Annotated in this window: 13 protein-coding genes; 7 read left to right on the top strand and 6 right to left on the bottom strand. The window is 73.0% G+C overall.

Translation table 11 applies throughout. The features are described 5' to 3' along the window. Positions 1 to 110: 110 nt before the first annotated feature. The 5 genes from ACWGKI_RS18980 to ACWGKI_RS19000 form a co-directional block, all read right to left on the bottom strand. Positions 111 to 1,268 (bottom strand): hypothetical protein, encoded by a 1,158-nt coding sequence (locus tag ACWGKI_RS18980; protein WP_452189100.1) that lies wholly within the window; start codon positions 1,266 to 1,268, stop codon positions 111 to 113. Positions 1,269 to 1,481: 213 nt separating this feature from the next. Next, the gene (locus ACWGKI_RS18985) at positions 1,482 to 2,825 is read right to left on the bottom strand and encodes an aminotransferase (RefSeq protein WP_452189102.1); all 1,344 of its coding nucleotides are present in this window, start codon (positions 2,823 to 2,825) and stop codon (positions 1,482 to 1,484) included. 91 nt (positions 2,826 to 2,916) lie between these two features. Continuing rightward, positions 2,917 to 3,435, bottom strand: coding sequence for an SRPBCC family protein (locus ACWGKI_RS18990; protein WP_452189104.1), 519 nt, complete (start codon positions 3,433 to 3,435; stop codon positions 2,917 to 2,919). Further along, positions 3,432 to 4,304 (bottom strand): hypothetical protein, encoded by an 873-nt coding sequence (locus ACWGKI_RS18995; RefSeq protein ID WP_452189106.1) that lies wholly within the window; start codon positions 4,302 to 4,304, stop codon positions 3,432 to 3,434. The genes ACWGKI_RS18990 and ACWGKI_RS18995 overlap by 4 nt, the downstream gene beginning before the upstream one ends. Further along, positions 4,301 to 4,804, bottom strand: coding sequence for an OsmC family protein (locus ACWGKI_RS19000; protein WP_380244413.1), 504 nt, complete (start codon positions 4,802 to 4,804; stop codon positions 4,301 to 4,303). The genes ACWGKI_RS18995 and ACWGKI_RS19000 overlap by 4 nt, the downstream gene beginning before the upstream one ends. A gap of 198 nt (positions 4,805 to 5,002) precedes the next feature. Between ACWGKI_RS19000 and ACWGKI_RS19005 the strand changes: the two genes are divergently transcribed. Together ACWGKI_RS19005 and ACWGKI_RS19010 are read left to right on the top strand one after the other, a co-directional pair. Continuing rightward, entirely contained in the window at positions 5,003 to 5,755 is a 753-nt protein-coding gene (locus ACWGKI_RS19005; protein ID WP_452189108.1) for an SDR family oxidoreductase, read from the top strand. 50 nt (positions 5,756 to 5,805) lie between these two features. Next, complete coding sequence (locus tag ACWGKI_RS19010; RefSeq protein WP_452189110.1) at positions 5,806 to 6,723, top strand: RNA polymerase sigma-70 factor; 918 nt, start codon at positions 5,806 to 5,808, stop codon at positions 6,721 to 6,723. 17 nt (positions 6,724 to 6,740) lie between these two features. On the opposite strand, the gene ACWGKI_RS19015 is transcribed toward ACWGKI_RS19010, so the two are convergent. Beyond that, positions 6,741 to 8,093: an NAD(P)/FAD-dependent oxidoreductase gene (locus ACWGKI_RS19015; RefSeq protein ID WP_452189112.1), complete on the bottom strand. Its 1,353-nt coding sequence runs from the start codon at positions 8,091 to 8,093 to the stop codon at positions 6,741 to 6,743. Between the two features lie 206 nt (positions 8,094 to 8,299). On the opposite strand from ACWGKI_RS19015, the gene ACWGKI_RS19020 reads away from it, so the two are divergent. From ACWGKI_RS19020 to ACWGKI_RS19040, 5 genes are all read left to right on the top strand, one after another. Continuing rightward, positions 8,300 to 9,103, top strand: a complete 804-nt coding sequence (locus tag ACWGKI_RS19020; RefSeq protein ID WP_452189114.1) for a thymidylate synthase — start codon at positions 8,300 to 8,302, stop codon at positions 9,101 to 9,103. Between the two features lie 7 nt (positions 9,104 to 9,110). Beyond that, positions 9,111 to 9,635: a dihydrofolate reductase gene (locus ACWGKI_RS19025; protein ID WP_452189116.1), complete on the top strand. Its 525-nt coding sequence runs from the start codon at positions 9,111 to 9,113 to the stop codon at positions 9,633 to 9,635. Positions 9,636 to 10,154: 519 nt separating this feature from the next. Then, positions 10,155 to 11,135 (top strand): ABC transporter permease, encoded by a 981-nt coding sequence (locus ACWGKI_RS19030; protein WP_452189117.1) that lies wholly within the window; start codon positions 10,155 to 10,157, stop codon positions 11,133 to 11,135. Beyond that, the gene (locus ACWGKI_RS19035; RefSeq protein ID WP_452189119.1) at positions 11,135 to 11,806 is read left to right on the top strand and encodes a YesL family protein; all 672 of its coding nucleotides are present in this window, start codon (positions 11,135 to 11,137) and stop codon (positions 11,804 to 11,806) included. Before ACWGKI_RS19030 ends, ACWGKI_RS19035 begins: the two co-directional genes overlap by 1 nt. A 17-nt stretch (positions 11,807 to 11,823) precedes the next feature. Continuing rightward, complete coding sequence (locus ACWGKI_RS19040) at positions 11,824 to 13,332, top strand: extracellular solute-binding protein (RefSeq protein ID WP_452189121.1); 1,509 nt, start codon at positions 11,824 to 11,826, stop codon at positions 13,330 to 13,332. Positions 13,333 to 13,397: the final 65 nt, after the last annotated feature.

Here is a 13,397-nt window from a genome sequence, read left to right on the forward strand (position 1 = left end):
TTTTGTTGGGGGGTTTGGGGGGTTGTTTTTTTTTTTTAGCCCCGGGTGGGCCCCGCCTGGCACGCCCGCCGCGTGCACAACCGCCTGTTCGGCTGTCGGCGGCGGGCGGGTCAGGAGGCGGGCGTCGGGGTCGGCGTGCTCGCGCCGTCCTGGGCGGAGCCGCCCGACGACGTGCCGCCCGACGACGAGCCGGTGCCCGTGCCGGTGCCGGGTTCGGCGTCGGACGTGCCTGAGCCGGTGCCCGTGTCCGCTCCGCTGCCGGTGTCGGTCCCGTCCCCGGTGTCGGTCCCGCCGCCGGTGGTGCCGCCGCCGGTCGACCCGCCGGAGTCCGAACCCCCGTCGGTGCCGTCCGTGCCGGTGTCGGTCCCGTCGTCGGTGCCGCCGCCCGTCGTGGGGTCGGTGCCGGAGTCGGTGCCGTCGCTGGGGTTGGTCGAGGGCTCGTCGGTCGGCGCGTCCGTGGAGCCGTCGGTGGTGGGCTCGTCGGTCGTGCCCGTCGTCGAGCCGCCGGTGCCCTGGTCGTCGTCGGGCACGTTCGCCGGGTCCTCGGCGGGGCTGCTCGGCGTCGGCTCGGGGGTGGAGCCCCCGGAGTCGGTGGTGGTGCGGCTGATGCTCGTGCCCGAGCCCTCCTGGCCGCGGACCGCGTCGGAGAGCGGCTTGCCGATCGCGAGCTCGATCACCAGCACCACGCCCATGACGACGACGAACAGCGCCGCCGCGGAGACCGCGAGCACCTTCTTGGTGCCGTGCTTCTCGACGAAGCGCAGCCACGCGTTGCGCGGCTCCTCGTCGTCCGGTGCGTCGTCCGGTGCGTCGGCGGCCTCGTCGCCCGGGGTGTCCTCCCCCGGGACGGCGTCGTCGAACGGGTCGTCGTCGGTGTCGCCGGGAGGGCCCACGGCCAGCGCCGCGGTCGCGGCCGTCTCGCCCGACGTCGCGACGGCGGTGTCTGCCACGGTCACGACGGTGCCGTGCGCGGTCTCGGTGGTCCGCCGGGACTTGGACGCGAGCTGCGTGACGACGGGCTTGAGCTGCTCGTGCGTCTTCTCGATCGACCGCGTGTAGAGGAAGTTGCCGATGACGGTGACGACGCTCGCGAGGCCGGCGCCGATGATCGTCCCGGCGACACCGAAGAACGACATGAGGACCGTGGCGCTCACCGCGGCCAGCGCGCTCGCCGCGACCTGCGTGAGCGACAGCCGGGCCTTGGGCGCCTCGGCGCGCGGCTCGTCGGCAGGAGCGCTCGGGGCGGGGGTGCGGGGGGAGGAGGTCACGAAGTGTCGGGTCCAGGGTCGGGGGCGTCGGTCGACACCCGCCGCACCCGCCGGCTCCAGGGCCGCGCGCCGCGGGCTCCGGCGTCTGCCGCGGGCGTCCCCAGCAGCCTAGGCCGGGCGTGTGCACGTCGCAGCGGCTCGTCGTGACCCCGTCCGTGAGGAACCGCGAAGATCCTGTGAGCCCCGCCCCCGAGGTGGCGCTCGCCACACAGGTCAGGCGGCTGCGGCAGCCTCCGCGGCAGCGAGCAGCACGCAGGTCGCCACGCCGTCCATCGCGACGCGCACCTCGTCCAGCGGCGGCATCGACGGCGCGAGCCGGATGTTCCGGTCCTGCGGGTCGCGGCCGTACGGGAACGTCGCGCCAGCGGGGGTCAGGGCGATGCCCGCCTCCTTCGCGAGCTGCACGACGCGCGACGCGGTGCCCGGGACGACGTCGACCGACACGAAGTACCCGCCGTCGGGCCGCGTCCAGGTCGCGACGCCCGAGTCGCCCAGGCGCTCGTCGAGGATGTCGACGACGGCACGGAACTTCGGCGCGAGGATCTCGCGGTGCTTGCGCATGTGGGCCCGCACGCCCTCGGCGTCGCCGAAGAACATCGCGTGCCGCAGGTGGTTGACCTTGTCGGGGCCGATGGAGCGGATGCCGAGGTGCCGGGTGAACCACGCGACGTTGGCGGGCGAGGACGCGAAGAACGCGACCCCGGAGCCGGCGAAGGTGATCTTCGACGTCGACGCGTACATGAGGACGCGGTCCGGGTTGCCGGCCTCGGCGGCGAGGTCGATCGCGTTCGCCGACTTCGCCTCGTGCTCCGTGAGGTGGTGGACGGCGTACGCGTTGTCCCAGAAGATGCGGAAGTCGGGCGCCGCGGTCGGCATCGACACCAGGCGCCGGGCGACCGCCTCGGAGACGACGGAGCCGTCCGGGTTCGCATAGGTCGGCACCGCCCACAGGCCCTTGACGGTGGGGTCGTCGGCGACCAGGGCCGCCACCGCCTCGGCGTCCGGCCCGTCGGGGGTCATGGGCACGGTGACCATGCGGATCCCCAGCTCCTCGCAGATCGCGAAGTGCCGGTCGTAGCCCGGCACCGGGCACACGAAGGTGATCTGCTCCTCGCGCGACCACGGTCGCTCCGACCCGGGCACGCCGAACAGCAGGGCCTGCACCACGGTGTCGTACATCAGGGTGAGCGACGCGTTCCCCTGGGCGAGGAGCTGGTCCGTCGGCACGCCGAGCAGCTCGGCGAAGATGCGGCGCAGCTCGGGGAGGCCGGCGAGCCCGCCGTAGTTGCGGGTGTCCGCGCCGCCCTCGGCCGTGTGGTGCCCTGCGCCGGGCAGGTCCAGCAGCGGTTCGGCGAGGTCGAGCTGCTCGGCCGACGGCTTGCCGCGCGTGAGGTCGAGCTTCAGGCCGCGCGCCTGCAGGTCCGCGTACGCACGACGCAGGTCGTCGAGCCTGGCGGTCGCCTCGCTGGTCCGCCCGTGTGCGTGCTCAGGGGCCGGGGTGGGCGAGGTGGTGGACGACGGCGCGGAGGACGGCGCGGAGGACGGCTCGGTGCTCACCCCACGGACTGTACCGGCCGACCGCGGGCGGGCGGCAGGGCGTTCCACAGGCCAGTCCGGTCCCGTCCGGGTCAGGCCGGGCGGGGCGAGGTCAGTCGCCCCGGCCCGGCGTGCGCCCGAGGACCCGGCCGAGCCGAGCCAGCGAGAGCTGCATGAAGCCGCGCAGGGCCAGGCCGACCAGCGGGTCGATGACCGCGCGGGGGAAGGGGCCGGCGAGGTACGCCTCCTCCCACCACACGACGCGGCACCGCTGCTCGTCCATCGGCACGACGTCGAACCCGGCGGTGCCGAGCAGGACCGGGCCGAGCTTGCGCATCCGCGTGCGGCCCACGCGCGCCGCGGACGTCGACGGACGGTCGAGCTGCTCCACGATCATGCGGTCCAGGACGACCAGGCGGCCGAGGCCGGAGCCCGGGTCGCGGCGCACGCCGGGACCGCTGGCCATCGTGTACCGGTCGCCGATCTCCGGGCCGGCCCCGGCGGGGCCGTCGAGCCGCGTGGCGACGATCCAGCGGGGGTGCGTGCGCAGGTCGGCCACCCAGGCGTAGGCGACCGACGCCTCGACCGGCACGACGCGCGCCACCTCGACGCGGTGGACCCGGCCCGTCACGAGGCGTCGTTCTTGCGTCGTCGGTGCGGCAGCCACCGGCTCGGCGACGTGCGGCGGCCGGACCCCTCGACCGCGCGCAGCCCGGGGACCTCGGCCCCGGGCGGGAGCGCCGCCTCCACGACACGCGGGAAGTGGTCGGGCGGAGGACCGAACGCGCGCCGTGACTGCCCGACCACGCCGTGCCCGAGCGCGCGGCCACCTGCGACGCCTACGACGACCCCGACGCCGAACGGCAGCAGCCGGCCGAGCGCGAGCGAACCCTGCTTGGCCACCTGCCGCCTGAGGAACTGGCGGGCGAGGGTGCGGTTGACCCGCTTGATCGTCGTCTGCGGCATGGACGTGAGCAGCACCTTGCCCCACGCGACGGTCGAGCCGCCGATCGCGCGCTCGACGTCGCGAGCGCCCCGGTCGCCGAGCACGGTGGCCAGGAGCAGGGCGCGGCGGCGGGGCACGTCGTCGATCTCGATGCCGTGCACGTCGGCCACGGCCAGCGCGAACGCCGCGGAGGACGCGAAGAAGGTGGCGACGTCGCCCGTGGTGAGGGCCGTCGCCGCGGCCGTGCCCACGGTCGGGGCGGCCGCCGCCGCGCCGACGGCGCCGCCCGCGGTGGCCAGGAGGGCGAGGTACTCCTTCTCCAGGATGCGCACGACCCCGGCCGGGTCCGCCTCCGGGTTGCGCGCGCGCAGCCGGTCGACGTGCTTGTGGATCGCCGCGGACGGGATGGTCACCGCCTTGTCGAGGAGTGCGTCGAGCACCGGCGTCGACCGGTACTGGGCCCACTCCTCGCGGCGCGACGCCTCGTCGCCGGGCTCGACGACGTCGCCCCCGCGCTCCTCGTGCGGGACGACGCCCCCGCCCGTGCCGGTCATGATGCCGCTTCCGCCGCGTGGTCCGCCGGCGGCTCGAAGACGGCCGGGGGCACCAGGGCGCCCGCCTTGAGGGTGCGGCCCACGGTGCAGGCGCGGTCGATCGAGCGCTGCGCCAGCAGCAGCGTCTTGTTCCGCGCGGCCTCGTCGAGCCCCGAGAGGTCGATCTCGAAGCGCTCCGTCAGCACCGGGTAGCGGTCCTCCGCCATGTCCTTGGCGTCCTCGACGCGGATCACGGCCTCGTACGCGTCGCCGAGCACGCGGGCGAACTTCGTGTCGCTGCTCATGCCCGCGCACGCCGCGAGGGCGATCTTCAGGAGCTCGCCGGGCGTGAACACGGCGCCCGCCTCGACCGGTCCGACCTCGACCGTCGCACCCCGGGCCGAGAAGCCGCGGTACGTCCGGGTGCCGGTGCGCTCCACCCACAGCGGGTCGGTGGGCGACGGGGTCACGGGGGCCGCGTCGTCGGCGGCGATGTCGGGCGTGGTGCTCTGGTCCGTCATGAGGCGATCCTCCCACTGCAGGTCGATGCACGTCCGGGTGTCGCGAGGAGAACGTGCGCAGGTGCCCGCCGATTCCAGGAGGCCGGCGCGACGTGATCTGGGTCACGTCGGCGCCGCCGGTGTCACGGACCGCCCGCGCGCCCGGTCGAGAGGGTGTCGGGCGGCCACCGGGCCGCGCACCGCAGAGAGGACAGACGCATGAGGATCGTGGTCGTCGGTGGGACAGGTCTCATCGGGAAGCAGGTCATCGCACACCTCACCGGGGCGGGGCACGAGGCCGTCGCGGCCGCGCCGAGCACCGGCGTCGACACCGTGACCGGCAAGGGCGTCGACGCGGCGCTCGCCGGCGCGGACGTCGTCGTGGACGTGTCGAACTCGCCGTCGTTCGCCGACGAGGACGTGCTGCGCTTCTTCACGACGTCGACGCGCACGCTGCTCGACGCCGAGCGCAGGGCCGGCGTGCGGCACCACGTGGTGCTGTCGATCGTCGGCGCCGACCGGAACCCGGCCTCGGGCTACCTGCGCGCCAAGGTGGCGCAGGAGGAGCTGGTGCACGGCGGCGGCGTCCCGTGGTCGGTCGTGCGGGCCACGCAGTTCTTCGAGTTCGGGTCGCGCATCGCGGACGGCGCGACGGTCGACGGGGCCGTGCGCCTCCCGCCGGTGGCGTTCCAGCCCGTCGCCTCGGCGGACGTGGCACGGTTCGTCGCCGAGGCGGCCGCGGCGGAGCCGGGCGGTGGCACGGTCGACGTCGCCGGGCCGCAGCGGGTGCGCTTCGACGAGTTCATCCGCGGGGTGCTGGCCGCCGGCGGCGACGACCGCGAGGTGGTGGCCGACCCGGCCGCGCCGTACTTCGGCGCGGTGCTCGTGGAGGACTCGATCGTGCCGCAGGGCGAGGCCCGGATCGGGGCCGTGACCTGGGCGGACTTCGCCGCGGCCCGACCGGCCGAATGACCGGTGCCGCACCCCTCCCGCGCGGGTCGGGCCGGGCGTAGCGTGACCGCATGACGTCGCGCCCCACCGCGCCCGAGCGCCCCGGCACCCTCGACGAGACCGAGGGGGCCGGGGCGCTCGACGCGTTCCTCGCCGTCCGCCCGCAGCTGTTCGGCATCGCCTACCGCATGCTCGGCAGCGTGGCGGAGGCCGAGGACGTGGTGCAGGAGGCGTGGGTCCGCTGGCAGGGCACCGACCGTGACGCGGTGCGCAACCCGGCAGCGTTCCTCACCACGGTCACGACCCGGCTGGCGGTCAACGCGGCGACGTCGGCCCGCGCGCGGCGCGAGACGTACGTCGGGCCGTGGCTGCCCGAGCCCGTCGACACCTCCGACGACCCGGCGCTGGGTGCCGAGCGCGCCGAGGCGCTCGAGCTGGCCACGCTGCTCCTCATGGAACGCCTCACGCCGCTCGAACGCGCCGTCTACGTCCTGCGGGAGGCGTTCGGGTACCCCCACCGCCGGGTGGCCGAGATCCTCGACCTCTCCGAGGCGAACGCCCGCCAGCTCGCCCGCCGGGCCCGCGAGCGGCTCGGCACGCGTGAGGCCGTGCCCGTGGACCCTGGCGAGCACCGTCGCCTGCTCGACGAGTTCGTCGCCGCCGCGCACGAGGGCGACCTCGCCCGGTTCGAGCGCTACCTCGCGGACGACGTCGTCGCCCGCCCCGACGGCGGGGGCCGGGTGCACGCCGCGCGGGTCGAGCTGGTCGGGCTCGAGCGCGTGTCCCTCTTCTTCGACAACGTGTGGCGCAAGTACTGGAACGCCGGGCAGGTGCGCGCCGTCGAGGCCAACGGCCTGCCCGCGCTCGTCGTCGACCGGGACGGCGCGCCGTTCGCGCTCGTGGCGCTCGACGTCGTCGGGGGCCGGGTCGAGCACGTGTACGTGCAGGTCAACCCGGACAAGCTGACGCACTACGCCGCCGCGGGCTAGCCCGCGGCGGCGTCCGGTCAGGCGACGGGGAGGCGCACGTCGTCGCGCGGGGTGGTCGCGGCGGTGAACGCTGCGCGCGGTGTCTGCACCGCCGAGAGCGAGACGACGTCGCGCCCGAACAGGCCGGCGGTGAGCCAGACCGCGAGGACCCGGACCTTGCGCTCCCAGGTGGGGATGGCGAGCACGTGGTACCCGCGGTGCATCAGCCAGGCGAGGCGGCCGCGCACCACGACCCGGCGGTACTGGAAGATCCCCGCACCCAGGCCGAGCGTCGCGATCACGCCCAGGCTGCCGTGCACGTAGGGCCGGGTGGGCCGACCGCGGAGCGACGCGACGAGGTTGCGCGCCAGGCGCCGCCCCTGCCGCACCGCGTGCTGCGCGTTCGGGACGGCGAGCGCCCCCGGGCGCGGCACCGCGAGGTCCGGTACCGCCGCGCCGTCGCCCGCGGCCCAGGCGTCCGGCACGGGCGCGTCGTCCGTGCCGACCCGCAGGTCCGGCCGCACGACGACGTACCCGCGGGCGTCGACGGGGAGGTCGGTGTGCGTCGCGACCACGGGGTTCGCGGCGTTGCCCGCCGTCCACACCAGCAGGCCGGAGGCGAACGACTCGCCCGACGAGAGGGTGACGATGCCGCCCGTCGCCGACTCCAGCGCGGTGCCGAGGTGCACGTGGGCGCCCCGCCGCTCGAGCTGCTCCACGACCCACCGGCCCGGGCGCTCGGTCACCTCCGGCAGGATCCGCCCGCTGCGCTCCACGAGATGGAAGCGGAGCTCCGTGGCGTCGAGCTCCGGGTAGCGGGGGAGCAGGTCGTGCGCCAGCGACAGCAGCTCGGCGAACGCCTCGACCCCCGAGAACCCGCCGCCGACGAACGTCACGGTGAGGAGCCGGGCACGCTCCGGGCCCCGGGGCAGGCTCGCCGCCCGGTCGAACGACGTGAGCAGCCGGTCACGGACCGCGACGGCCTCCTCGACGTGCTTCATCCCGATGGCGTGCTCGGCCACGCCGGGCACGGGGAACACCCGGGTCACGGCGCCTGCCGTCACCACGACCGTGTCGTAGGGCAGGCGGTACGGGTCGCCCGTGGCCGGGCGCACGAGGACCTCGTGGGCCGCGTGGTCGATCCGCGCGACCGACCCGTCGACGAGCCGCGTGCGGCGCAGGTGGCTGCGGTGCGCGACCGCCGCGTGCCGGGCCTCGACCGAGCCCGCCACCACCTCCGGCAGGAAGGGCTGGTACGTCATGTACGGGCGCGGGTCGACCAGCGTCAGCCCGACGTCGCCGCGGCGCAGCTCGCGTCGCAGCCCCTTCTCCAGCTCCCGGGCCGCCGTGAAACCTGCGTAGCCGCCACCGACGATCACGATGCGTCGCATCACTGCCTCCTGTGCTGCGCCCGTCGGGCGCTCTCACCACCTCGACCGCGCAGCGGGGCGGGACGTGACAGCCCCGAGGTGTGACGTCGGAGACGCCCGACGTCCGCGCGGCAGTTCGGTATCACGTCGGCAGCTCGAACTGCCGACCTGACCCGGAACTGCCGCGCTAAACGGGCCGGACCGCTCCGGGGTCGTAGGGTTTCCGCATGGCCGCGATCCCCACCCCGTACGAGGACCTCCTGCGCGACGTGCTGGAGCACGGCACGCACAAGGAGGACCGGACCGGGACGGGCACGCGCAGCGTGTTCGGCCGGCAGCTGCGGTACGACCTGCAGCAGGGCTTCCCGCTGATCACCACCAAGCGCGTGCACCTGAAGTCCGTGGCGTACGAGCTGCTGTGGTTCCTGCGCGGCGACTCCAACGTGCGCTGGCTGCAGGAGCACGGCGTGACGATCTGGGACGAGTGGGCGTCGCCCGAGGGCGAGCTGGGCCCGGTGTACGGCGTGCAGTGGCGCTCGTGGCCGACCCCGGACGGGCAGCACGTGGACCAGATCGCGGGCGTCATCGACCAGATCAAGGTCAACCCGGACTCCCGCCGCCTCATCGTCAGCGCGTGGAACGTGGCCGAGCTCGCCGACATGGCGCTGCCGCCCTGCCACCTGCTGTTCCAGTTCTACGTGGCCGACGGGAAGCTGAGCTGCCAGCTCTACCAGCGCTCCGCGGACCTGTTCCTCGGGGTGCCGTTCAACATCGCGTCGTACGCGCTGCTGACGCACATGGTCGCCGCGCAGACCGGGCTCGAGGTGGGCGAGTTCGTCTGGACGGGCGGCGACTGCCACGTCTACGACAACCACACCGAGCAGGTGCGCACCCAGCTCGCCCGCGACCCGTACCCCTACCCCACGCTGAGCCTCGCGCCGCGCGACTCGATCTTCGACTACACGTTCGAGGACATCGAGGTGCACGACTACCAGCACCACCCGGGCATCAAGGCCCCGGTCGCCGTCTGACGCCGTCGTGATCGGACTGATCTGGGCCCAGGCGCGCGACGGCGCAGGCCGGCCCGTCATCGGCGCCTCCGGTGACATCCCGTGGCGCGTGCCCGAGGACTTCGCGCACTTCAAGGCGACCACCGCCGGGCATCCGGTGGTCATGGGCCGTCGCACCTGGGAGTCGCTGCCGCGCCGCCCGCTGCCCGGCCGCACCAACGTCGTCGTGACGCGGCAGCCCGGCTGGTCGGACGACGGCGCCCTGGCCGCGCCCACGATCGACGCCGCCCTGGCGCTCGCGGTCGCCGCTCCCGGCGGGGACGAGGTCTGGGTGATGGGCGGGGGCGAGATCTACGCCGCCACGCTGCCGGTCGCCGACCGGCTCGTCGTCACCGAGGTCGACCTCGGTGTCGAGGGCGACGCCTTCGCGCCCGTCGTCGACGCCACCTGGACCCTCGTCTCCGACGGCACCTGGGCGACGTCGTCCGGCCCGGGCGCCCTGCGTCACCGCGTCCGCACCTACGCCCGCACCCGCACCCACCCCGCGAGGTAGTGCCCACCCCACCGAGGTAGCACCAACCCCCGCGAGGTAGCACCAACCCTCGCGAGGTAGTTCGGGTCGCGCCGAGGTAGTGGGGGTCGCGCCGAGGTAGTTGCTGCTTGGTCCGCGTGGCCTCGCCGTCGGACTACCTCGCGGTGTGTGGTGCTACCTCGCGGGGCCTGGTGCTACCTCGCGGTGTGTGGTGCTACCTCGCGGGGCCCGGTGCTACCTCGCAGGGCCCGGTGCTACCTCGCGGTGGGTGGTGCTACCTCGCGGGGCCTGCTGCTACCTCGCGGGGTCTCGTGCTCCCTCGCGGGAGGGCCTCCGAGCGGCGCGCAGGTGCGCTGCTGGAGGCCGGTCGATCACGATCTCGTCGCCAATCGTTGGAAGGCGCTTGCCGATCCCCGTACCCGTCCGGTACCGTCCGAGAAACCGGTTACCGGCGCGTTCCACCACGGAACGCGACCAGCTCGACGATGAGCAGAAGGGCACGCCGATGGTGGTTGTGACGAACGACGGGCGGACGGTGCGATGAGCGCCGTCACCGCCGCGAAGACGGCGACGCCGGATCCTGCGCCGGTGCGCGCCTCCGCGCCGCCGGGCCCGCGCCGCAAGCGGGCGTCGGCGCTGTGGAAGCACAAGGCCCTCTACCTCATGGCCGTGCCCGGGATCCTGTACTTCCTGGTGTTCAAGTACGCGCCCATGGGCGGGCTCGTGATCGCCTTCCAGGACTACATGCCGTTCCTCGGGATCGGCGGCAGCCCGTGGGTGGGGTTCGAGCACTTCGTGCGCTTCTTCACCGAGGACACGTTCCTGATGCTGCTGCGCAACACCGTGGTGATCTCGCTCCTGCTCCTGGTGTTCTCGTTCCCGGTGCCGATCATCCTGGCGCTGCTTCTCAACGAGGTGCGCACCAAGGTCTTCCAGCGCAGCGTCCAGACGGTCATCTACCTGCCGCACTTCATGTCGTGGGTGATCGTCGCGTCGATCTTCTACGTGCTGCTCTCCACGGACGGCGGGGCGGTGAACAACCTCATCGTCGAGTGGGGCGGCCAGCCGGTCCCGTTCCTCACCGACCCGGACTGGCTGCGGCCGCTGTACGTCGGGCAGGAGATCTGGAAGGGCGCCGGCTGGGGAACGATCGTCTACCTGGCGGCGATGACGGCGGTCGACACGCAGCTCTACGAGGCCGCCGAGCTGGACGGTGCAGGCCGGATGCGCCAGACCTGGCACATCACGCTCCCGGCGATCCGCCCGACGATCATCGTGATGTTCATCCTCGCCATCGGCGACTTCCTGGAGCTCGGCTTCGAGCACATGTTCCTGGTGATGAACTCCCTGAACCGCTCGGTCGGCGAGATCTTCGACACCTACGTGTACACCACGGGTATCGAGAACGGTCAGCTCAGCTACGCGGCCGCCGTCGGGCTCTTCAAGGGCCTCGTCGGCCTGATCCTCGTGGTCATGGCGAACCGGCTCGCGAAGCGGTTCGGCGAAGAAGGCGTCTACTGATGTTCTCCTTCGAGGGCTTCGTCCGGATCAACACGTTCCTGACCGGCGCCTACCGGTTCGCCTACCTCAACCTGCTCTGGGTCGCGACGACCGTCCTCGGGCTCGGGCTGTTCGGCGCCGGCCCCGCGTCCTACGCGCTCGCACGGTACGTCGACGGCTGGTTCCGGCACGGCAGGACCCCGCCCGTCACGCGCACGTTCGTCGACGGCGTCCGGGAGCAGCCGTGGCGCGCCATGATCGTCAGCTGGGTCCTGATGGGCGCCGGCGCGGTCATCGTCACCAACGTGTTCCGCGCCCCCAGCTGGACCGTGCAGGCGCTGAACGTCGTCGCCCTCGTGGTGCTCGCCGTCGCGGCCGCCTACGTCTACCCGGTGATGGTCGCGACCGACGCCGCGTCCGTGGGAAGCCAGCTCGCCAGCGCCCTGCTGATCGGCTTCGGGTCGCTGCACTGGACGATCCTCGGCACCACCGCCGTCGGGCTGACCGGGTGGCTGCTGTGGCAGTTCGCGTCGCCGCTGCTCGTCCTGTTCGGGGTGGGGATCCCGGCCTGCGCCGTCGGCGTCGTCACCCGCATCGTCTTCCTTCCCCTGACGCAGGGCCCGGACCAGCCGGGTACCGCCGCGTCCGACCGCAGTTCCATCCACGCACCTGCGACGGAGCAGGTGGCATGAGACGAAGGAGTCACACCATGAGGAGAGGCATGCTCGTGCGGGGCGCGGCGACGGCGGCAGTGGCCGCGCTCGCCCTCGCCGCCTGCGGCAACGGCGGTTCCGGCCAGGAGGCCGAGGCCGACGACGGACCCATCAGCTGGATGGCGATGCTCCACACGCCGACCACGCCGGAGAAGGACGGCGTCATCGAGTCGGCGCTGGAGGAGTACACCGGCCAGAAGTTCGACATGCAGTGGGTCCCGGACGCCTCCAAGGAGGAGAAGATCAACTCGGCGCTCGCCTCCGGAAAGCTCGCCGACATCGTGTCCCTCACGGTCACGGACAGCACGCAGGTGCGCCAGGCGCTCGCCTCCGGCCAGTTCTGGGACGTCGACAAGTACCTCGCCGACTACCCGAACCTGTCGAAGATCGACCCCGAGACGCTCGAGGCGGCGAAGCTCGACGGCAAGCTCTACGGCGTGCCGTTCCAGAAGATCAAGGCACGCTACGGCGTGCTGGTCCGCCAGGACTGGCTGGACAACCTGGGCCTCGAGGTGCCGCACACCATCGAGGACCTCACCAAGGTCGCCGAGGCGTTCACCAACGACGACCCGGACGGCGACGGCAAGAAGGACACCACCGGCTTCATCGACCGCGAGGAGAGCTTCCTCGTCGGGTTCCGGTCGCTGACCGGGTACTTCGGCGCCGGCGACAAGTTCGAGGTCACCGACGACGGCCAGGTCGTGCCCGCGTTCACGACCGACGCCTTCAAGCAGGCGATGGAGTGGTACCGCGGCGTGTACGAGGAAGGCGCCGTCAACCAGGAGTTCGTCACCGTGCAGAAGACGAACCAGCAGGACGCGATCGCGCAGGGCAAGGGCGGCATCGTCGTCACCGGCCTGTTCGAGGCGAAGAACTACCAGGCCCTCGCCGAGAGCGCCGACCCGAAGACGCCCATGAAGTGGGCCCTGATCAACGACATGCGCACGGCCGACGTCGAGCACCGGATCCTCACCGACACCGGCGGCGGCATGGGCGGGTGGCTCGCCTTCCCGAAGACCGAGGTGAAGTCCGAGGCCGAGCTGAAGAAGGTCCTCACCTTCGTCGACAAGCTCATGGACGAGGACGCGTTCGCCCTCATGACCAACGGCGTCGAGGGCACCCACTACAAGATCGACGGCGACGGCGTCGTCACGATCACGGACGAGACCGCCTGGGAGCAGGAGGTGCAGCCGTTCTCGTCGTCGCGCCCGTCGGAGAAGGTCGTGACGTACAAGAGCACCTCGCCGTACGTCGACGAGGCGAACGAGCTGATGGCCGAGAACGAGGACCACGTCGTCATCAACCCGGCGCAGTCGCTGTCCTCGGACACGTTCGACCGGCAGTGGTCGACGATCGAGCAGCAGGTCAACGACGCGTACAACCAGTACATCACCGGGCAGATCGAGATGTCCGACTACGACGCCGTGATCGAGGGCCTCCGCAGCCAGGGGCTCGACCAGATCATCGAGGAGTACTCGGCGGCGTACGCCAAGGTCAACGGCTGACCACCTCCCCGGAGCTGTGAGCGGGCGTCTGGCCCTGTCCGGACCCCCGAACGGGGCCAGACGCC

The organism is Isoptericola sp. NPDC055881, assembly GCF_053615895.1.